This is a genomic window from Fervidicella metallireducens AeB (assembly GCF_000601455.1).
GTDB classification, from domain to species: domain Bacteria; phylum Bacillota; class Clostridia; order Clostridiales; family Caloramatoraceae; genus Fervidicella; species Fervidicella metallireducens.
Window position 1 is genome coordinate 1 of sequence record NZ_AZQP01000022.1, and the last position, 21,332, is coordinate 21,332.

Consider the following 21,332-nt stretch of genomic DNA (forward strand, 5'->3'; position numbering starts at 1 on the left):
GGCATAGGAGAAATTTATGCTGTGCATAATCCTTGAAATATCAGCTCCGTTGGCATCTATTATCAGATGTAGATGGTTATCCATAAGGCAGTAGCCATATACTCTGAATTCATAGGTTTTTTGATATTTTTTAACTAAGGATAAATAGTTAAGCTTATCCTCATCATCTTTAAACAAATCAACTTCACTTATACTCCTTGCCATTACATGAAAAATGGCATCTTCTTTTTTCTGACGTGCAATCCTTGGCATAAGAAAACATCTCCCTTCAAAGTTTACTCTGAGAATAGTATTTCCTTTGAAGGGAGATGTTATTCATTGGCTCAAAACAACACTTATATGTCCCTGTTCTTCTTTTTTGAAGGGTTACCACCTTTATATTTTTCGAGTTTTTGATTTATTTTTTCATTTATAATCTCCATAATATCTTTTTTTGATGCTTTCATCAGATTAGGATTACACAATATCTCGAAACAATCTTCAATTCTTTCAACGGTATAAATATGAAATTTTCCATTTCTTACAGCATCAATAATTTCGTCTTTTATTATTAATTCATCTCTATTAGAATAAGGTATAATCACTCCATGGGTGCCATCCAAACCATAAATTTTACATATATCATAAAAACCTTCTACCTTTTCATTTATACCCCCAACAGGTTGAATTTCACCCCTTTGATTAATTGAACCAGTAACAGCTATACTTTGCTTAATTTCTATATCACCAAGGCTTGACATTAAAGCTATTAACTCAGCAGCTGAGGCACTATCACCATCTATTCCTCCATAAAGCTGTTCGAAACAGATACTAGCATTAAATGCAATTGGGCTGCTTTGTGCATAATTCTCATACATATAACCCGATAATATCATAACACCTTTGTCATGAATGTTTCCACTCATATTAGTTTCTCTTTCAATATTAACTACTCCTTCTTTTCCAGCATAAGTGACAGCCGTAATCCTGTTTTGCTTGCCAAAAACAAAATCACCATAATCAATAACTGATAATGCATTAATCTCTCCTATTCTGTATCCACTTACATTAACTAAATATTTTCCCTCTTTATACATATTCAGCATATAATCCCTATATAAACTATGTCTTTTATTTAAAGCAATGAGACTTGCCTTAATATGCCTTTTATCAATGACACTTTCACCGTTATTTTTTGAAAAGCAATTTGCCTGATTTATTATGTCAACTATTTTATCCATATTTGCAGTAAAATAATTTTTATTTTCTGCAAGTCTCAAAGAATATTTTAAAATTTCAATAAAACCATCTCTGGTGATATGATTAATGGAATTTTCCGTACAATAATTACTTACAAACCCCAGGGTTTTCATTATCACATTATTATCGTTTTTAAAATCATTTTCAAAATCTGCCTTTATTTTGAATAGTTCCTTAAATTCATCATCATGTTCATATAACAGATAATATAGCTCTGGGCTCCCTAATAAAACTATTTTTACAGTGAGTGGTATTTCCTCAGGTTTTAGGGCTACAAGTGGAATTATATCAAACTGATTTTTCAAATTTTCTATAAAAATTTTTTTACATTTTAAACATTTTTTCAATGCTTCCCAACCTTGATAACTTAGAAGCAACTGCATGACATCAATAACAATAAATCCTCCATTTGCCCTGTGCAGACTTCCTGGTTGTATCATCGTAAAATCAGTTACTAAAGTTCCCTGTTTATTTTCATATTCAATTATTCCAATAAGTTTATGGTATTCAGGTGTATCTTCGTAAACTACTGGTGCTCCGGTTAACTCTTTATTGTTAATTAATATGTTAACTGAATATCTCTTATAAAAATTCTCATCATATCTTTCTTCTGGTTCCTCATAGTCCATAAAAGCTTCTATATTTTCAATTAAATCCATTTTAAAATCATCTATATATTCTGATATTTTAGAGTTGTAGCTATATTTATCTTTCAATTTTTTTATTTTCCTGTTAATTACATAACCTGCAAGCCCCTTATCCATATCATCTAATTTTTTATTCATGTCTTTTTTAATCAATTTAGTTTTCCTGATAACTTCCAGTGCTAATATCTTTAACTCTGAAACCCTCGAATTTATTTCCTCTTTTTCTTCACTTGAAAGTTCATTATAATCCTTTTCGGTCATTTCCTCATCGTCTTTTAAAGGAATAAATGCAAAACCATCGTTTGTACTCTTTACATTAAATCCTTTTTTCTTTGCCTCATCGTAAAGAACTTCTACAGAGTCTAATAATTCCTTTTGATATCTATCTATTACATCACTGCGTTCTCTTTCATATTTATCTCCTGCAAAATATTTAGGTACATCTTCAAATAAACTCTCCACTAACATTTCTATATCATTTTTAAATTCTTCAGCAGTACCTGGATTTAACCTTAATGCAATTGGCTTATTAGCATCTTTAAAATTATAAACATAACACCAATCTTCAGGTGTGTTCATTTTTGCTGCATATTCTTTTAGTTTTCCCATTATATAGCTCTTTTTACCCGTGCCACTTTTCCCAGAAACAAAAATATTATATCCATAACTATCTATTGCTAATCCTAATTCTATGGCTTCCATAGCCCTATCCTGGCCAATCATTTCTTTAAAGGGTGCTATCTCTGAAGTATTTTCGAAGTTAGGTAAAATATCAAATTTTATCTCTAAATCTTCAGCTTTTAATTCCATAATATGTGACATCATATCCCCTCCTTTGCCTTAATATATAATATTCGAATCAAAGCGTTTTAAATAATACTTTTAATAAAAATTTTGCAATAAATATCTTTCAAAACAAAAAAACTATTGGATTACCCAATAGTCAGATTGTTGACAAACTCACTTGTTAGTTAAAGTATGAAAAAGCCCCTTGAAAGGATTTCAAAAAGGCATATTTCATGAGCTCTAGCAATTCTTAGGTTTTGGACTTTAAAAAGCTTAAAATTGCTTACGAAATGAAGGTCTGCCCAAGAAATCCTTCATGGGGCTAATCAATATATTACTTTTCCAACAGCCTAATACATATATGATATGTATACTAACGTTTAAAATGAAATAGCTCTTTCTGTATCCTTATCAAATAAAAGCATCTTATCATAATGAAAATGAAGAGTCACATCATCAAACAATTTTGTTTCTGTCTTTGAATTTACTCTGGCAATTGAAGGAGCTGTGTCTATTTTTACATGTAAATATATCTCTGCTCCCATTAACTCTGTAACTTCTACCTTGGTTTTAATTGAATTGAAGTTACTTGAAAGAGCATCTATACTGGCATCATGCAAATGTTCTGGTCTTATCCCCAAAACAACAGTTTTATTTAAATATTTCCCTTCCCTTAATGCCCTTTGGTGTTTATCTGAAACCTTAAGCTTTGTTCCGTTTTTCATCAATAACACAAGATTTCCTTCATCCTCTACAACAGTAACATCTATAAAGTTAATCTGAGGACTTCCAATAAAACCAGCAACAAACATATTTACAGGATTATCATACAAATTTTTAGGTGTATCTACTTGTTGAATTACCCCATCCTTCATAACTACAATTCTTGTTCCCATTGTCATCGCTTCCGTTTGGTCATGTGTAACATATATAAATGTCGTTTTTAATCTTTGATGAAGCTTCGAAATCTCTGTTCTCATCTGAACTCTAAGTTTTGCATCAAGATTAGATAATGGTTCATCCATTAAAAATACTTTAGGTTCTCTAACCATTGCACGTCCTAATGCAACTCTTTGTCTTTGTCCACCTGATAATGCCTTAGGTTTTCTATCAAGCAAATGTTCAATACCTAAGATTTCCGCAGCTTCTTTCACCTTTTTTTCAATTTCATCTTTAGGAACTTTTTTTAACTTTAAACCAAAAGCCATGTTTTCAAAAACACTCATATGAGGATACAGTGCGTAATTTTGAAAAACCATCGCAATATCCCTGTCTTTTGGAGCTACATCATTAACTAATCTGTCTCCTATATATAACTCACCTGAAGAAATCTCTTCAAGCCCAGCAATCATTCTTAAAGTTGTTGATTTACCACAACCTGAGGGGCCTACTAAAACAATAAATTCCCTATCTTCTACCTCTAGATTAAAATTGTCTACAGCTTTTACTCCACCAGCATAAACTTTATTAATATTTTTCAGCAATAACTTTGCCATTTTATATCCTCCCAACCAATCAGTTTGTTAACTACTGTAATTTTCCTTTTTCTATTAATTTTAAAACCGTTAAAACATACATTGCATGTGACCAAGTTAAAGGTATAATCCAGGCTGGTTCTCCTGTAATTTTATCAACTTGTTCTGGCAAAAGTCCAAGATCAGTAGAATGCTCTGTTGCCCATTCCAATAACCTAACAGCATCATCGTACTGCTCTAATCGTATTTTATACATAGCTAGCCAAAGTGTTGTTAATATCCATGGATTTCCACCAATATAGTTATCATCCTCGTACCTCTTTAATCCACCAACCTCTTTAACCCATAAAGCCTCTTCAACCTTCTTTGCAGTAGATTTCATTTTATCATCAAATGCATCTATCACATTAAATGGCTCTGAAATACCTAAAAGACTAATATCCATGATATCATCTTCAAACTGATAGTATTTTCTATATCCTTTTACTCCTGTTTCAACTGAAACTTTTTTGTTCTCATTTTTTAACTTGTCAAAGGTTTCTTTATCAATTTCTCTTTTGATAATTCTTAAAAAGGATTTATTTTCCTCTTTCCATCCAATTTCCAATATTGATTTTTTCAAAGCTTCAGCTGCCTTTAAATAAATCTCATAATGTTTATCCTTATTTAAAGCCAAGGCTGACTTAGCTGCTGCAAGTAATCCTCCATATACAGAGGCTGCTGAATAAATATGTTCCCCTTTTCTTTCCTCCCATAAATCCATAGACGGTCTGGGAAGTCCTGTTTCTTTATCAATAAATTCAATTAAGAAGTCAGCCCCTTTTTCAATGGCAGGCCACATCTCTTGTATGAATTCTATATCCTTTGTAGCATCATAATGTTCGTACATTCCCCAAATAATTGCACCTGTTTCATCAATTTGAAGACCCCATACCGGTGCAAGACTCCCATCCATATGATATCTTTGTTCCCAGCTTCCATTTTTAAGTTGTGCTTCCTTTGCCCATCTATAAAACTTTTTTGACATATCCGTATATCCTGATTTATCAAATGCTGTTACTATAAATGCTGCATCTCTTCCCCAACAGTAGCCATATCCCCCGCATTTTTCAAACTTCTCATCTACCTCAGGGGCTGCAGCTATAGAACCATAAGTATCATCTGTTAATAATTTAAATACTAATAGTGACCTTTTGTATATTTCTTCTATTCGTTTGTTTTCCAAGTTAATCTTTTTGCCATTTTCTAAATGCGATTTCCAATGTTCTTTTGTTAAATTAAACAATTGCATATAGTCAATTTTTCTAATCCTGTTTAGTTCTTCAATAGCTCTATCATAACCGTCCCCAGCAGAAATAAAAATAGAAATATCTTTAAAATCCCCTGAGTTAATTAATCCTAAATCAAAAATTATACATCCATTATTAGATAAGGATACCTCTACACCATCCAGATTTCCATCACATGCGTCTTGAAAAGCCTTTGAAGTAGTAAATTGACTAATCTCAACGTCGCTGCCTATTGCAAATGCATATCTATGTTTAAAGTGAACTATACAATCATTTGTAAAATCAAAATTTGCTGAACTAAATAATTTAGTATCATGACTTTGAAAAGAAGAATAATATATAAATTTAAAATGTTTATCTTTATTATCCATGTTGTAAATTCTATATTTTCTTACTATTGTATCTCCATCAGGTACTGCAAAGTCAATCAATTCACTTGTGAATTTATATTTTTTTGATTCAGTCCTTGTTAACAGAATATTTGTATCATCAATATATTTCTGTTCACTTAATAACTCATCATCATTGAACCATACAGTATTTTCTGTTTGACCATCTATGAATATACCACCAAAACTTTTATCTATATGTTGTGGATAAGTAATCTGAGGCCACCACAATCTTACTATATCACCTTCTTTATTAAGTGCAGCCAGTAATTTTGAATTTCCTATTAGTGCATTTGTTAAGTATGGTTTCATAAATTTAACTAACCTCCTATAGAATTAACCCTTGACTCCTCCTACTGTTAATCCATTTATAATGTATTTTTGGAACACAAGATATAAAACAGTTAATGGTAATGCCATTATTATTGAGCCTGCGCAAAAAACTCCCCATGAAACAGTTTTAAAATCAGCTGCCCAACCAAATAGTCCCTGTGCAAGGGTATATTTAGATGCATCAGTTAAGAACAGATAAGAAGTTGCATAGTCTGTCCATGGTGCAGTGAAAATAAATATTGCAGTTATAGCCAATGCAGGCTTTGCAAGTGGAAGCATTATCATTGTAAAGACCTGAAACTTACTTGCTCCATCAATAATCGCTGCTTCTTCAATTGACTTAGGTATTGTATCAAAATATCCTTTTAAATTCCAAACTGCAAAGGCCATATTTGCCGCAGACCAAATTAAAATTAAGCTTAAATATGAATTTTTAATTCCAAGATACTTAACAATCAAAAGCTGTGGAACAAGGGCCGCAGTTGTTGGAAGCATCATATATATAACATAGGATGCCAAACCAGCTTTTTTCCCAGGAAAATCAAACCTTGAATAAGCATATGCTGAGAGCGTTGCTAAAGTCAATGAAAATATAGTAGTTCCTGCTGCAAATATAAAACTGTTTTTAAGCCATGTTACAAAGCTAGGATGGCTTAAAACCTGGATAAAATTATCTACCGTTGGATTTCTCGGATAAATTAAAAATTCTGTACTAACAAGAGAAACTCTTTTATCAAAAGCTGTTAATAAAACCCACCAGATAGGAATAAAAGTTAATAAACATACTATAATCAAAAACAAATGAGTAAAGAAATAGCTTACCCTCTCTTTAGTTTTACCCTTCATTTATTCTACCCCCTCGTCAGACAATGCCTTTGTCACTTTCATATTTATTAGTGTAATGATTATCAATATTATAGAAACAATAACAGAGTAAGTTGCTGCCATTGAATAAGCATTTTGTCTTGTTAAAACATTAAACTGATAAGTAGATACTATTTCTGTAGCTTTAGATGGTCCACCGCCAGTTACCATATAGATAACATTAAAATTGGTAAAGGTCCATATTGTTCCTAATATTGTTGCAGGAAGCATTGCCGGTTTTAATAGTGGCAGGGTTATATAACGCAGTTTTTGCATTGCTGTTGCACCGTCAATATCTGCTGCCTCATAATATTCCCTTGAAATACTTTGAAGGGCACCAGTAGCAACCATAGTCATAAAGGGGAACCCTAACCATATATTAACAATAATTACAGCTATAAATGCAATTTTACCATTAGACAGCCAATGTATCGGTTCTATTCCCAATAGCCCTAAAAATTGATTAAAAAATCCAAACTGCTCATGATACATCATTTTCCATACCAGTGCAGTTACAAATTGAGGAACTGCCCATGGAAGAATTATTAAAGTCCTATAGATACCTTTAAACTTCAAATTTTGTCTATTTAATGCCAATGCTATAATTAAACCTAAGGTAACGTGTGCAAAAACATTGACAATAGTCCAAATAAAAGTTCTCAAAAGAACCACGAAAAACTCAGCATCTATACTACCTAAAGCTTTAACATAATTTTTCAGCCCGATAAACTTTACTGTACCATTTCCCATTGTATATAAATTTGCATTAAAGAATGATAAACCAATTCCATATATTATAGGAAAAATGGAGACAGTGAACACTACTAACATGGCAGGTAATATATATAAATAAGCCATTCTGTTTTTTTTCATTCTGTAAAACAACGAATTTCTATTCTTTTTAGTAAGTACAGTGTCATTTATATTGCTAACATCAGTATGCAAAAACATCACATCCTCATAAAAGTTTTAAAAATTAAGTCCGAGGAAATCCTCAGACTTAATAAATGTCTTATTCACCCTTCATCTGTTTAATAGCACTAACAACGGCTTCATTTGCTTCTTAGCTTCTTGCTCAGCTGACTTTCCTGAATCAACTACAGCTGAGATTGAATCCTTAGCAGGCTGCCAAACTTGATTCATTTCTGGTACTACTGGCATTGGTACTCCTAAAGTCGCTGCATCACTGATTAACTTGTCTGTCCACTTTGCTAGCTCAACGCCTTTATTAGCTGGAACTGTTCCAACTTTTTCATTAAACATTTTTTCGATTTCAGCACTTGTCAGGAACTTTGCAAAATCTGCTGCTACTTCTTTGTTTTGTGATGACTTTGGAAGGAATGCCATCTTTCCACCAACGAAAGGTCTTGAGTCCTTTCCTGTTATATCGTTCTTTGGAAGAACTACAGCTCCCCAATTAATGTTTGATTTTTCAATATCAGCAAAACACCATGGTCCATTAATCCAGAATGCTGCTTTTCCCTCAAGGAATAATGCCTGAGCTGTTCCATAGTCAAGTTGCTTTGGAATAACTTTATCTACATTGATTAACTTATTTAAGAATTTTAAATAATCTACATATCCTTGTGCATCTAAATTAGGTGTAACACCATCTTCTTTTAAAGCGCTACCACCAAAACTTTGCAGGAATCCATAAGTATTGTAGAAAGTATTGTTTAAATCAACTGCAATACCACTTTTACCCTTCTTTACATTTTCCTTTGCTATATTTATCATTTCAGTTATCGTTGTTGGTGGAGTACTTACTAAGTCCTTATTGTATATAAGTACTACAGCTTCCATTGATAATGGGAAACCATAATGTTTTCCATTTAATGATGCAATATTATAAGTACTTTCGATGTAATTATCCTTAACGTCAGCTACATAATCATCAATAGGATCTATTAGATTTCCTGTAGCTAAAACTCCTACCCAGTCATGAGCCCCAAAGAAAAGGTCTGGTCCATCACCAGTTTGAAGTGATGCTACTACCTTATCCTTAAAGTTATCATTTGGAGTATAAAGTAATTCAAAATTTACATTTGGATGTGCCTCAGTATATTTTGTAGTTGTTTCCTTTAATGCTTCTTCCTCAGCGCCTGTCCAAGAATGCCATACCTTTAATGTAACTTTTTTGTCTGCATCTCCATTTGTTGATTTTGAACCACATCCTGAAAAAACTCCCAGCATGAGCAGTGCGATTAACACAACACCTAAAATCCTTTTAAAATTCTTTCTCATTAATGACCCCCCTTGATTTTCATTATGCACTTAGTGCAAACGTTTGCATTATCTTCAATTTAAGTATATATTTTATTTACTATAAATGTCAATACTGTTTTTTAATAATTTATATATTTTAAAATTTTTTGATAATTAAAATTACATAAAATCTAGAATAACTTATATTTGTATCTTTGTAACAATTAATCGTTAATCACCTTTTAATCTTTTAACAGGATTCTCTAATAATCAGTTTCGTTGGGACTATTCTCGCCTGTGGAAGCAATTTTTTATTTTGCAGTTTCTGAAATAACAATTCCGTAGCCTCAACTCCCAATTCATATGGGTTAATATCTACTGATGTCAATGAAGGTGAAAGATATTCAGCAGTTGTTATATTGTTAAAACTTAATATACCAATATCATCCGGTATTTTAAGTCCTGCATCCTTTATAGCTTCCATGGCCCCAACTGCCAAAAGATCATCTACAGCCAGGATTGCGTCAGGTAATTTACCTATTTTTATTAAATTTTCCACCGCCCCATAACCGTTTTCTTTAGAAAATTCAGCTGATATAACCAAATCAGGGTTAAATTCAATTCTATTATCCATTAATGCTCTTTTATATCCTTCAAGTCTATCTAAAGAAACTACCATGTTTAATGGTCCAGTTATTATTGCAATTGATTTTCTGCCTTTGTTTATCAAGTGGGTTGTTGCTTCGTATGAAGCTCCTATATTATCGTTGTCAACATAACTTACTTTAGTTCCATTTATAGGCTTTCCAACCATAACAAAGGGGAAATTTTTATCAATAAGCATTCTTAGAGTTTCATCCTCTAATTTTGAGTAAAGCATAATTACACCATCAACCATGCCAGTTTTAACTATTTTATCTATTGTATTGACCTTTCCGATGCCGTCATCTTCTATGGATAAAAGTATATAAAAACCATTTTCATTTGCACTTGCCGATATACCCCTTAGCACCTCAGGAAAAAAAGGATTTGCTAAGGACAAGTGGGCAGATTTTGGCATTATTACACCAATAGTATTCGTTGACTTACTAACTAAGCTTCTTGCTATTGCATTTGGATGATATCCAAGTTCTTTCATTGCTTCATTTACTTTTAATTTAGTCTCTTCACTGATTCTTGGGTCATCAGATATTACCCTTGAAACTGTGGAGGGTGATACCATAGCCATTTTAGCAACATCCTTTATCGTTACTGTCATATACCTCACTCCTTCAATTAAATTCTCATTTTCTCAAAAATCACAAACACAAATAAGATTTTTTATAAAATGCAACGTGATAAATTCAAAATAATAAATAATTACAGGCTTACTTTCAATCATATCATACAAAAATCAACAAAAATAGTCAGAATCTACTAAAGAAAAATATCTAAATTCTGATATTAATTTAATTATACATGAGAACAATTTTTTGTGCAAACGGTTGCACTATTTTCTGATTTATCTTATAATTTGAATTAACAATCTTAATGAGGAGGGTTCCTATGGGGAATAATATGAAATATCCAAGAGTAGCTTATTTTTGTATGGAATATGGTCTTCAATCTGAATTTAAACAATATGCAGGAGGCCTTGGAATACTAGCTGGAGATCATATGAAAGGAGCAAAGGATCTTGATTTACCGATAATAGGAATAGGTATCAAATGGAAACAAGGTTACACAGATCAGATGATTGGTAAAGATGGAAAACCTTACGATAGCTATCACAATTATGAATACGATTTCTTAGAAGATACAGGAGTTAAGGTAACTGTAAAAATCCGTCAGAGAGATGTAGTTTGTAAAGTATGGAAAGTTGAAAAATTCAACAATGCAACTATATATATGCTAGATACAGATATACCAGAAAATGAAGATACATGGATTACTGGCCAACTTTATGGATGGTTTGGAGAAGAAAGAATTGCTCAAGAAATGGTACTAGGAATAGGTGGCGTTCGAGCTTTAAGAAAGCTTGGCATTGATATAGATGTATATCATTTCAATGAAGGACATGCAGTTTTTGCTGCTTTAGAACTTATAAGAGAAAAAATGTCAGAGGGAGAATCCTTTGAAAAAGCATTGGAGTTAACAAGAAAACAAGTTGTTTTCACAACTCATACGCCAATTAAGCAGGGTAATGAAGAACATCCATTAGATAGACTTCAGTATATGGGAGCTTTTAATGGATTAACACTTGAACAAATGGTTTATATCGGCGGAGCTCCATTTAATATGACAGTTGCAGCATTAAGAGTATGTAAGAAAGCAAATGCAGTAGCAAAACTTCATGCAGAAACAGCAAATGCTATGTGGAGCCATGTAGACTACCCTGCTCCAATAATCCCAATTACAAATGCAATACATAAACCGACATGGGTAGATGCTAATATTTTAGCCGATTACAATAATCCTGAAAAACTATGGTCAGCCCATATGGAAAATAAGAAAAACTTAATTAAATTTATCAAAGAACGAAATGGAGTTGAACTGGATCCAGATGTTTTATTAATAGGCTTCTCTAGAAGAGCTGCTCCATATAAGCGAAGCGATTTTATATTCAGTGATGAAAGTATTATACGTCCCCTACTTGAAAATAAAAAATTACAAATAGTATTTTCAGGTAAAGCTCATCCTCTAGATGACACAGGTAAAAATATTGTTTCAAACTTGGTAAAAATGTCAAAGGAATATCCAAATTCAGTAGTTTTCCTTGAGAACTATGATATGGAGATAGGAATGATGCTAACCAGGGGTGCAGACATTTGGCTTAACAATCCTAGAAAACCTCTTGAGGCAAGTGGTACTTCTGGAATGAAAGCTGCTATGAACGGTGTCCTCAATTTAAGTATACTAGATGGTTGGTGGCCTGAAGCATGTAACCATGGTATAAATGGATGGCAAATCGGAGATGGCTTTGAAAGTAAAGATACTAAAGAGCAGGATGCCCATGATTTAAAATCCTTGTATAAAGTGTTGTTAGAAGAGGTTATACCTACTTATTACAATAACAGAAGTAAATGGATTGAAATGATGCAGGAAAGTATTAAATCAACAAAAGATGCCTTCAGCATCGAAAGAATGTTAAAGGAATACTATGAAAAACTTTATATGGCTTAAAAAACATAGCTGTAGCACTAAGAAATTAGTGCTCAGCCTTTCTGATTATTGACATAGATTATTTATAATAAGCCTACGAAAAAGGGCTATCACCTCAGCAAGTGTTACATGCTAAGGCGACAGCCCTTTTATTTATTTTACTTTTCTTCTTTTTTATCCTCAGCCTTTTCTGCTGGCTTTTCTGTAGCAGCTGGTGCTGCCGCAGGAGCCTTTGCTGCAGCAGGAGCTGCGCCTGCAGGTGGTACTGGTGGTTTTGGAGGTAGCTTCTTTATAAACGTGCCTCTAACCATAAAATCTTCTTCATCAGTTCCAACCATAGAATAATCCTTTGTTAGTTCAATTGCCTTTTTAGCACAGAAATCAGCACACATCTGACAGAAAGTACATTGTCCAAGGTAGAATTGGAAAGTAATTTTATCTCCTTCTTCAGTCTTCTCAATTGTTCTTGTTATAGCATCAGGAGCACAAACTCTAATACACATTCCGCAGTTTATGCACTTATCTGCATGAAACTTTATTCTTCCCCTATAGCCCTCTGGAGCTTCCTTTTTAACTAAAGGATAAAGTTCAGTACTTGGCTTTTTTGTTAAAGACGTAATTGCTTCTTTAAGGAAAGGAAATTTCATTATTTACCCCTCCTTTTTGTCTTTAATATTTCTACAGCCTTTGCCAATCCATCTATAATAGCTTCTGGCTTTGGAGGACATCCAGCAATAGAAACGTCAACATCACAATATCTATCAAGTGGACCTTCAACAGAATAGCTTCCGTGGAAGACATTACATGAACGTGGGCAAGAACCAATTGAAACAACAACCTTAGGATCTGGAACCTGTGCTAAAGTTCTTACAAGTCTTTCCTTAGATTGTGAAGTTATTGGACCTGATACCACTACAATATCAGCATGTCTTGGAGTTCCTGCAAGTTTAAAACCCATTCTCTCAGCATCATATCTTGGTGTAATAACTGAAACTAATTCAATATCACATCCGTTACATGAACCTGTATTTATGTGTAACAGCCATGGTGACTTTTCAATACCTTTTTCGATTAACTTTTTGAACATTAAAATCTGCACCTCCTATTACAGTCCTAGCCATACAAGCACAAGACTTAGTAAGGCAAGAGCTGTTGGGTAAGTCCAATAGAACTTAAAAGTTTGTTCAACTCTTAATCTTGCGGTAATAGCTTTAAGAACTGATATTGAAATAAATGTTACAACAACTGCTAAAGCAAATTGTATTAAAACATTTAAAGCAACAAAATTTGTTCCAGCACCGCTTAAGAATAGCGTAACGAACAATGACGTCATAATAAACATCTTAATTGCATGGTTTAATTTAAATATTCCCAATGGAGGTCCACTATATTCAACTAATGGTCCTTCACATATTTCAATTTCAGCTTCAGCTATATCAAAGGGTAAACTTCCTACTTTACAAGGTATTACCAGTAATAAAGCTATAGCTGCTGGAATCATGCTCCATTGTGCTATCATTGGCCCATATTGAGCTTGATAGTCTACAATTGCCTTTAAAGAAAAAGTTATATTTCCATCAAGAGCCATACCTACTTTTCTTCCGATAGTTAAAAGAACTATAACGAGTGGTAACTCATATGAAAGTATTGCAACCATTTCTCTTGATATACCTACTCCTGCATATGGAGAACCTGAAGCAGATCCCCCTATTATCAATGCAACCCCTGGAATAGTTAATAAATATATTATAACTATTAAATCAGCAACAGGTTTATCAAATATGCTGAAATTAAAAATTGGAATGAAAAGTGAAACAGTTACTAAGCTTAATAAACCTACTACTGGTGCTGCTAAATACACCTTTCTGGCTGCATGTCTTGGAATAATTGTTTCTTTACCTAATAATTTAAGAAAATCATATGTCGGCTGAAGAATTGGAGGTCCAATTCTCTTTTGCATTCTTGCTACAAGTTTTCTATCTATACCAGCAATAAGAAGACCTGCAACTACACAGAATGCAAACCCTGGGAAAATTAGTATATAGAATAAAAATTGTAATATATTATTCAAACCGTGTCCCTCCTTATTTCACAAGTAAGAACAGATAAAGCATTACTAATGCTGTAGTAGACACAACCATCAATGCATAATCATTTACTACACCATTGTGTACATCATGCATAAAGTGGAAGTATCCCTTTAGATTATGCTTTAATCCCCAGAATAAGTCATTTCCTGCTACATGTGAATGTTCTGCAGCTTCACCGCTGAAGAAAACATCAAATTTAGCATTGTTATTTTCTGCACCTACTATGTGTCTTGGGTTAAATCCTCCAGTTAAAGCAACTAGAGCAAAAGCTATTAATAGCACACCAAATAGTATCAGCCATGATGTTGGATTCCATCCAGCCATAGCATAGTCATATTTTGGTATAGCAATTCCTTCTGTATAAATCTTTGTAGCATATTCTTGACCCATCATTACTGCTACATAATTACCAGCACTCTTTATAGCTAGAACTGCTGGTTTTATTAAGTAATCAATTACTGCAGTTGGCAGAATACCTGCTACAAGACATAGAGCTGCTAATATCCACATTGGTATTCTCATTGATAGTGGAACTTCTTCAGCATTTTCAAATTCCTTTGGTAATTGTCCAAAGAAAACTGATTGTGTTACCTTTATAAATGACGCTAGAGTCATTACGCTGACAATCAATGCAACGATAGTAACAAATACATATCCTGGATTATTAGTTTCCATTGATTTTGCAAAAGTTCCCTGGTAAACTAACCACTTTGAAACAAAGCCGTTGAATGGAGGAATACCACTGATTGCAAAGGCCCCAACAAGGAATAGTCCTGCAGTTTGAGGCATCTTCTTTGCAAGACCCCCAAGCTTATTTAAATCAGTTGTTCCTGTTGAGTATAGTACTGCACCAGCACAAAGGAATAATAATCCCTTAAATAAAGTGTGGTTTAAAGCATGGTACAATCCACCTGTAAGTCCTAAAATCGTTGACAAACCGATTGCAGTTAATACATAACCTATTTGTGAAATACTATGGAATGCTAACAGTCTCTTAAAATCACTTTGAGCAAGAGCCATAGTAACTCCAATGAACATTGTTATTGTACCTAAAAATACTAGCAGGAACTGCATTGAAGGTAAGTTCATACTTGCAAATACAACGAAAACAAGTCTTATCATACCGTATATACCTGCTTTGTTTACAATACCTGAGAAAAGCATTGAAACAGATGATGGTGCAGCAGCATAAGCATCGGGTGCAACAACGTGGCAAGGAACTATAAAGGCCTTTACCGCGTAACCACCAATCATTAAAGCAAAAGCAAACAATATTACTGGTGTATGCTGTGCATTATTAAGTAGTGCTGTAATTTGAGCTAAATTTAATGTCTTAAACTGTGCATACATTACAACAGTACCAAGTAATATTAAAGAAGAACCAATAGAACCTACAACAAGGTATTTAAAAGCTGCTTCAATTGATTCAGCTTTGTGATTTCTAAAGGCAGTTAATCCCACTGCAGCAAAAGTCATGATTTCTATCATAACGTACATGTTAAAAAGGTCACCTGTAAATACAAAACCTAACACGCTGCCAGCAAGCATCATAAATACAACATAGTATTTATCCTGTCCATTGTCTTTACTCATATATTTAAATGAGTAAATTGCACCTAGGAAAACTGTTACAGTTACTATTAATCCAAAGAATAAACTTAATTGATCTACTTCAAGACCTATTCCAATGGCCCAATCAGAAACTGGAACCCAATTACCCATCCAGTAAGAAATGATTTGTCCCTCCATCATAACTGGCTTGAATAACATCAATGTAAGAACTAATGAAGTACCTGTAGCTAAGAAAATTACAAATTTTCTTAAACTATTTGATTTATATCCTACTAAACCTGAGATAAAGGCACCCAGGAATAAAACCTGTATAGCTATTATAGGTAAATGGTTTGTCATCCGTTTAACCTCCTTACCTTGTCAGTATCTAAAGTGCCGTAGTGTTCTTTTATTTTTACAACAAGAGATAATGCTAATGCTGTTACACAGGCACCAATAACGATAGATGTTAGTGTTAATGCTTGTGGTACTGGATCTACAAAGAAATACTGTGTTTGAGTTGGAGCATCAAATATTGGTGCTGTTCCATTAACTCTAAAGCCTGCACTTACAAGCATTAAGTTTATACCGTAATCAACTAAACCCATTCCTATTACTATCTTAAATGCATTTTTCTTAGTTATTATTGCATAAAGTCCTAAAACAATAAGAACTATTGAGCATAGATAATTTTCTAATAACAAGGTGCTCACCTCTCTTTATTTGCTTTCATTATTTTTTTCTTTAAGTAGTCCAAAGAAAATAAGTGATAGGAAACCTATACCAGTAAGAACCTTAAATCCAACTGAAAAGTTCATCCAGAAAATTGTTCCTGAACTAAATAGCTCCCCTGCAGCTCCCATCTTATCAGCTAGAACATTTCTACAGAAATTCGCTCCGTAAAATATTCCAAGAAATGCAAAACCAGCATACATTATAGCTGCAAATGTCTCTGATTTCTTAAGCAGATTTTCGTTGAATACATTTTCAGTTGTTTCATGTCCATATCCTAAATATACTAAAACAACTGCAGCTGCAACAATTACACCACCTTGGAATCCTCCTCCTGGGCTTAAATGTCCATGAAGAATAACATAAAGACCAAAGATTAACGCAATAGGCATAAAAAAATCTGCTGCTGTTTTTACGATTACATTTTTAACTTTAATATTTTTGTCCATATCTATCTTACCTACCTTTCAGCCCTTTTCTTAATATAGCAGCTGAGCATGAAATTGCTGTAAATAGAACAAATGATTCTCCAAGGGTATCATAACCTCTTGAGTCAAATACCACAGCAGTAACAGCATTTAACGCACGAGTTCTTTCAATTGTAGTATCAACTAAAATTTTTGCAACACCGTCATAAGTTGCTGGAAGTACTGCCATACTCTTCATAACAAACAATCCTGTTACTAATATAACCGTTAATGAAAAAAATGTCATAAACTTCTTCATTATTGTCTTCCCTCCCTAACTTTATTTAGGGCAACTATACAGATTATTGGAGAAAGAACTGCTCCAACTGCTGCTTCTGCGATAGCAACGTCTGGTGCATGTAAAAGTATAAACTCAAGTGCTACAAATGAACCTGTTGCACCAAGAGCTATAATCTGTGATAGTATGTCATCAAGATATATTACCAAAAATGCAGAAACTAATATACCTATAATTATCAAAGTGTTAAGTATAAATATATTATTCATTAGGAATATCCCTCCCGTACTCATCACAAACCAACTTCTTATCTGGTCTTATTCCTGCTTTATATGCTGCCTTAGCAATAGCATGTCCAGAAATAGGGTTTGTAATTAAAATAAACACTCCAACAAGAATTGCCTTTATACCCATTGATGTTTCACCAATTCCAAAAGCATAAAGTGCGGCACCAATTGTAACTCCTAAAGCACCTAATGTACCAATATTTGTACTTGATTGCATTCTACAGAAAGGATCTGGCATTCTTAAAATACCAACAGTACCTGCAAATGCAAAGAAGCAGCCAATAACTAGCAAGACATTTGCAATTATATTTATCATAGTTTTCCCTCCAAATATCTTGAAATTAAAATAGTTCCAATGAAACCTAAAATTGCAAGTGTTAAAGCTATATCAAGATAAATAGCTCTTTTACTGAATACAGCAAACAGTACAAGTGCTACAGAGGCTAAAATATCAACACTATCAGCTGCCACTACTCTGTCAGCAACAGTTGGACCCTCAGCAACCCTGTAAAGTAACACTAAAGCTAATGCCATTAAAAATATACCTGTAATAATTAAAGTGTTCATTAATCAAAAACCCTCCTTATCCATTTTTCAAGGGTACCCTTTATTGCTTCACCAGCTTCAACTGAATCTGTTGTAGCAACATCAATCCAATGGATATAGTAGTAAAGATTACCTTCTTCTTCTGTAATATCCATGGTAATAGTTCCAGGTGTTAAAGTTATTGAGTTTGCCAATAGGGCTAAACCATATTCTGACTTCATATTAACAGGAATTTTAACTATACCTGGATTAATTGGTAAACTTGGACTTAGTGCCCTCTTAGCGACATCTATATTCGCTTTAAAAAGCTCTTTTACAAATATAACTATTGAATAGTATATTAAGTTAAAAAGCTTAACTGGATTAAAGAAATATAGTGCCTTTTCATGAATAAAGAATCTTGCAGTAAATGCAGCTACTAAAACACTCACAAGAGCGCCAACTAACAGTTCCTGTGTATTAAATGCAGGATATACGAATAACATCCAGCAAATAAAACAAAAAACTGCTGTTGAAATTAATGACATAAAGTTTGTCTTTTTCATATTAAACCCCCTTTACTTCTTACTTTTTTATTTTATCGTATATGTTTTTACATAGCCAATCTGTAAATTCTTCAAGTCCTGTTTGATTTTTAGTTGATATCCTAAATATCTCAATGTTAGGATTTAAATCCTTAGTAACTTCTTCAACTTTTTTATCATCAAAGTCAAAATGTTCTATCATATCATACTTATTTAGAACAAGACTCTCTGAAGTAGAGAACATTAGAGGGTATTTTTCAATCTTATCATCTCCCTCAGGTATACTTAATATAGCCACTCTTATGTCCTCTCCAATGTTAAACTCTGCTGGACACACTAGATTCCCTATGTTTTCAACGATTATGATATCGATATTGTCTAAATCAAAGTATTGGAGTATATGCTTTATTGACATAGCCTCTATATGGCAGGCTCCATCAGTATTAAGTTGCACCACAGGAATTCCTAAAGAATCTATTTTTTCAGCATCTATCTGTCCAGCTATATCACCTTCAATTACAGCAACTCTATACTTAGTAGAAAGTCTCTTTATCATTTCCACAATTAAACTTGTTTTGCCTGCTCCAGGTGAACCCATAACGTTTATCATGTAAATTCCTTTTTGAGCAAAAATCCCTTTTATTTCATTACTGCAATCTTCATTCCACTCAAGTATTTGCTTTACAACTTTAATTTCCATTATTCTACCTCCAGGCTTTCAACATAAAACTCTCTTCCAGTTAAAATTTTAATGTCGTAGCTATTACATTCTGGGCATTTTCGCTTCATCTTATCCATACCGCCCTCATAACCACAGTTTAAGCATTTTATTGTAATTGGTATCCTGTCGATTATCAACTTTGCACCTTCAACCAATGTTTCATTGCTGGCAATATTGAAATATTCCTGTATCAATGTAGGCACAACCCCTGACAGTTCCCCAACTTTTAATTTAATGCTTAAAACTCTGCTTGCATTATGCTTCTCAGCTTCACTCTTTGCAATTCTTAAGATACTTTCGGTTATAGCTAATTCATGCATAATTCACACTACCTGTCTAAGCAAGAGAAGCATGGATCTATACTTGCTATTATAAGCCCAGCATCAGCAATGGTGTTGTTCTTAAGCATAAATGGCACTGTTGATGCAGTCTTGAATGTCGGTACGTGAATACTGATTCTGTAGTTTGTTTGACCTCCATCAGTATTCACATAATAGATAACTTCTCCTCTTGGAGCTTCGTGTCTTGCTGTAAATTCTCCAGCTGGTACTTTAGGAAGTTTATTTCCTAGGTTTATTGGTCCCTCTGGCAGGTTTTCAAGCGCTTGTCTTATTATCTTTATACTCTCTACAGATTCAAGAACTCTAATTACAACCCTGGCAAATACGTCCCCGTCCTGAACTACAGGAACTTCAAAATCAAATTCATCATAGCATGAATATGGAGCATCTTTTCTTACATCTACATTTACACCTGACGCTCTTCCATGAGGTCCAATAGTACCAATTCTAATAGCATCCTCATAAGGAAGAACACCAACGTTTTTAGTTCTCATTGCTATTGTCTTATCTGCAAGAAGCATATCCCTCATCTTAATAATATCAACTTCAAGAGAATCAAGCATTTCATTAACTTTTCTTCTCATATCGTCGTTAATATCCCTTCTTGAACCACCTATAATTATCATTCCATAGTTAACTCTATTTCCTGAAATTTCTTCTAGTATATCCATTATTTTTTCTCTAAAATCCCATATATGCATGAACATACTGTCAAAACCTATTAAATGGCATGCAAGACCAAGCCAAAGTGTGTGGGAATGAAGTCTTTCAAGCTCTGCCATTATTACTCTTATATATTGACCTCTCTTTGGGACTTCCATTTGTGCAATATTTTCTATTGCCATTGCATATGTAAATGGGTGGGAGTGTGAACAAATTCCACATACTCTCTCAACAAGCGCTAATGTTTGTATAAAATTCTTTTGTGTTGCTAATTTTTCTATACCTCTGTGATTATATCCTATAAAAACCTCAGCATCCTTTATTATTTCACCTTCGGTATATAGTTTTGCATGTATTGGTTCCTCTAAAGATGATGATACGGTCCTATTGGTATTACGTAACTCATTATTTAACCTCCTATTCACCTAGCATCTTCTTCTTTAATTCAGAAAGTGGTGTAACTAATATTTGTCCTCTACCTTCTAAAGTTGTATCAGGCATGAACAATCTTCCTCTCATCTCCAAGCCTTGGAAATTAACTCCCATCAATTCATAAAGTTCTTCTTCAGGCCAAGCCGCTGCCAAATCATAAATATGTGAAATTGATGGTAGCTCAGCTTCACCTGTTATCTTGTATGACTCAATACAATTTCCAACTTCGTATTGGTAACATACAACTACCTGGCCTTCCTTATCTACATAACCCTGTATCATAAGGAGTCTTATTCCTTCTTTTTTCTTTTTTTCTGCAAGTGGAACTATTTCTTCCTTTTTAATCTCAAAAGATTTAAATTCTTGCATGAA

General features: G+C 33.4%; 24 protein-coding genes. 1 reads left to right on the forward strand and 23 read right to left on the reverse strand.

Annotated features, from left to right (window positions below; all coding sequences use genetic code 11):
• The 8 genes from Q428_RS07795 to Q428_RS07830 all read right to left on the reverse strand — a co-directional run.
• Positions 1-252 (reverse strand): transposase (locus Q428_RS07795; protein WP_035379775.1); only part of this gene is annotated, 252 nt, incomplete at its 3' end.
• 83 nt (positions 253-335) lie between these two features.
• Positions 336-2,708 carry a Lon protease family protein gene (locus tag Q428_RS07800; RefSeq protein WP_051515046.1) on the reverse strand — a complete coding sequence of 791 codons (2,373 nt, stop codon included), beginning with the start codon at positions 2,706-2,708 and terminating at the stop codon, positions 336-338.
• A 344-nt stretch (positions 2,709-3,052) separates the two neighbouring features.
• Entirely contained in the window at positions 3,053-4,168 is a 1,116-nt protein-coding gene (locus tag Q428_RS07805) for an ABC transporter ATP-binding protein (protein WP_035379778.1), read from the reverse strand.
• Positions 4,169-4,199: 31 nt separating this feature from the next.
• Positions 4,200-6,137, reverse strand: a complete 1,938-nt coding sequence (locus Q428_RS07810) for a glycoside hydrolase family 15 protein (RefSeq protein ID WP_035379780.1) — start codon at positions 6,135-6,137, stop codon at positions 4,200-4,202.
• A gap of 24 nt (positions 6,138-6,161) precedes the next feature.
• On the reverse strand, positions 6,162-7,004 hold the full coding sequence (locus tag Q428_RS07815) for a sugar ABC transporter permease (RefSeq protein WP_035379782.1): 843 nt from the start codon (positions 7,002-7,004) through the stop codon (positions 6,162-6,164).
• Positions 7,005-7,967 (reverse strand): carbohydrate ABC transporter permease, encoded by a 963-nt coding sequence (locus tag Q428_RS07820; RefSeq protein ID WP_161633608.1) that lies wholly within the window; start codon positions 7,965-7,967, stop codon positions 7,005-7,007.
• A gap of 78 nt (positions 7,968-8,045) precedes the next feature.
• The gene (locus Q428_RS07825; RefSeq protein WP_035379783.1) at positions 8,046-9,266 is read right to left on the reverse strand and encodes a sugar ABC transporter substrate-binding protein; all 1,221 of its coding nucleotides are present in this window, start codon (positions 9,264-9,266) and stop codon (positions 8,046-8,048) included.
• A gap of 211 nt (positions 9,267-9,477) precedes the next feature.
• Positions 9,478-10,485, reverse strand: a complete 1,008-nt coding sequence (locus tag Q428_RS07830; protein ID WP_035379784.1) for a LacI family DNA-binding transcriptional regulator — start codon at positions 10,483-10,485, stop codon at positions 9,478-9,480.
• 287 nt (positions 10,486-10,772) lie between these two features.
• Between Q428_RS07830 and glgP the strand changes: the two genes are divergently transcribed.
• Positions 10,773-12,389: an alpha-glucan family phosphorylase gene (glgP, locus tag Q428_RS07835; RefSeq protein WP_035379785.1), complete on the forward strand. Its 1,617-nt coding sequence runs from the start codon at positions 10,773-10,775 to the stop codon at positions 12,387-12,389.
• Positions 12,390-12,526: 137 nt separating this feature from the next.
• Here the strand turns inward: glgP and Q428_RS14500 are convergent, their stop codons facing one another.
• The 15 genes from Q428_RS14500 to Q428_RS07910 are packed head-to-tail and all read right to left on the reverse strand — an operon-like array spanning position 12,527 to position 21,329.
• Complete coding sequence (locus Q428_RS14500) at positions 12,527-13,015, reverse strand: 4Fe-4S dicluster domain-containing protein (protein ID WP_051515048.1); 489 nt, start codon at positions 13,013-13,015, stop codon at positions 12,527-12,529.
• Complete coding sequence (locus Q428_RS07845) at positions 13,015-13,455, reverse strand: NADH-quinone oxidoreductase subunit B family protein (protein ID WP_035379787.1); 441 nt, start codon at positions 13,453-13,455, stop codon at positions 13,015-13,017. Before Q428_RS07845 ends, Q428_RS14500 begins: the two co-directional genes overlap by 1 nt.
• Before the next feature lie 18 nt (positions 13,456-13,473).
• Positions 13,474-14,439 carry a respiratory chain complex I subunit 1 family protein gene (locus Q428_RS07850; RefSeq protein ID WP_035379790.1) on the reverse strand — a complete coding sequence of 322 codons (966 nt, stop codon included), beginning with the start codon at positions 14,437-14,439 and terminating at the stop codon, positions 13,474-13,476.
• 13 nt (positions 14,440-14,452) lie between these two features.
• Positions 14,453-16,369: a proton-conducting transporter transmembrane domain-containing protein gene (locus Q428_RS07855; RefSeq protein ID WP_051515049.1), complete on the reverse strand. Its 1,917-nt coding sequence runs from the start codon at positions 16,367-16,369 to the stop codon at positions 14,453-14,455.
• Entirely contained in the window at positions 16,366-16,713 is a 348-nt protein-coding gene (locus tag Q428_RS07860; protein ID WP_035379792.1) for a sodium:proton antiporter, read from the reverse strand. The genes Q428_RS07855 and Q428_RS07860 overlap by 4 nt, the downstream gene beginning before the upstream one ends.
• Before the next feature lie 15 nt (positions 16,714-16,728).
• Positions 16,729-17,190, reverse strand: a complete 462-nt coding sequence (locus Q428_RS07865; protein ID WP_051515050.1) for an MnhB domain-containing protein — start codon at positions 17,188-17,190, stop codon at positions 16,729-16,731.
• Positions 17,191-17,197: 7 nt separating this feature from the next.
• Positions 17,198-17,467 carry a Na(+)/H(+) antiporter subunit B gene (locus Q428_RS14505; protein ID WP_051515051.1) on the reverse strand — a complete coding sequence of 90 codons (270 nt, stop codon included), beginning with the start codon at positions 17,465-17,467 and terminating at the stop codon, positions 17,198-17,200.
• Positions 17,467-17,715: a hydrogenase subunit MbhD domain-containing protein gene (locus Q428_RS07875; protein WP_035379794.1), complete on the reverse strand. Its 249-nt coding sequence runs from the start codon at positions 17,713-17,715 to the stop codon at positions 17,467-17,469. Before Q428_RS07875 ends, Q428_RS14505 begins: the two co-directional genes overlap by 1 nt.
• The gene (gene mnhG, locus Q428_RS07880; protein ID WP_035379796.1) at positions 17,708-18,049 is read right to left on the reverse strand and encodes a monovalent cation/H(+) antiporter subunit G; all 342 of its coding nucleotides are present in this window, start codon (positions 18,047-18,049) and stop codon (positions 17,708-17,710) included. Before mnhG ends, Q428_RS07875 begins: the two co-directional genes overlap by 8 nt.
• Positions 18,046-18,300 (reverse strand): MrpF/PhaF family protein, encoded by a 255-nt coding sequence (locus tag Q428_RS07885; protein WP_035379798.1) that lies wholly within the window; start codon positions 18,298-18,300, stop codon positions 18,046-18,048. Before Q428_RS07885 ends, mnhG begins: the two co-directional genes overlap by 4 nt.
• A complete protein-coding gene (locus Q428_RS07890; RefSeq protein WP_051515052.1) occupies positions 18,300-18,824 on the reverse strand; it encodes a Na+/H+ antiporter subunit E in 525 nt (174 codons plus the stop codon). The genes Q428_RS07885 and Q428_RS07890 overlap by 1 nt, the downstream gene beginning before the upstream one ends.
• Positions 18,825-18,843: 19 nt before the next feature.
• Complete coding sequence (gene hypB / locus Q428_RS07895) at positions 18,844-19,503, reverse strand: hydrogenase nickel incorporation protein HypB (RefSeq protein ID WP_035379800.1); 660 nt, start codon at positions 19,501-19,503, stop codon at positions 18,844-18,846.
• Positions 19,503-19,844: a hydrogenase maturation nickel metallochaperone HypA gene (hypA, locus tag Q428_RS07900; protein WP_035379802.1), complete on the reverse strand. Its 342-nt coding sequence runs from the start codon at positions 19,842-19,844 to the stop codon at positions 19,503-19,505. The genes hypB and hypA overlap by 1 nt, the downstream gene beginning before the upstream one ends.
• 8 nt (positions 19,845-19,852) lie before the next feature.
• Complete coding sequence (locus Q428_RS07905) at positions 19,853-20,953, reverse strand: hydrogenase large subunit (RefSeq protein ID WP_242847801.1); 1,101 nt, start codon at positions 20,951-20,953, stop codon at positions 19,853-19,855.
• Positions 20,946-21,329 (reverse strand): NADH-quinone oxidoreductase subunit C, encoded by a 384-nt coding sequence (locus tag Q428_RS07910; RefSeq protein ID WP_035379804.1) that lies wholly within the window; start codon positions 21,327-21,329, stop codon positions 20,946-20,948. The genes Q428_RS07905 and Q428_RS07910 overlap by 8 nt, the downstream gene beginning before the upstream one ends.
• Positions 21,330-21,332 lie beyond the last annotated feature (3 nt).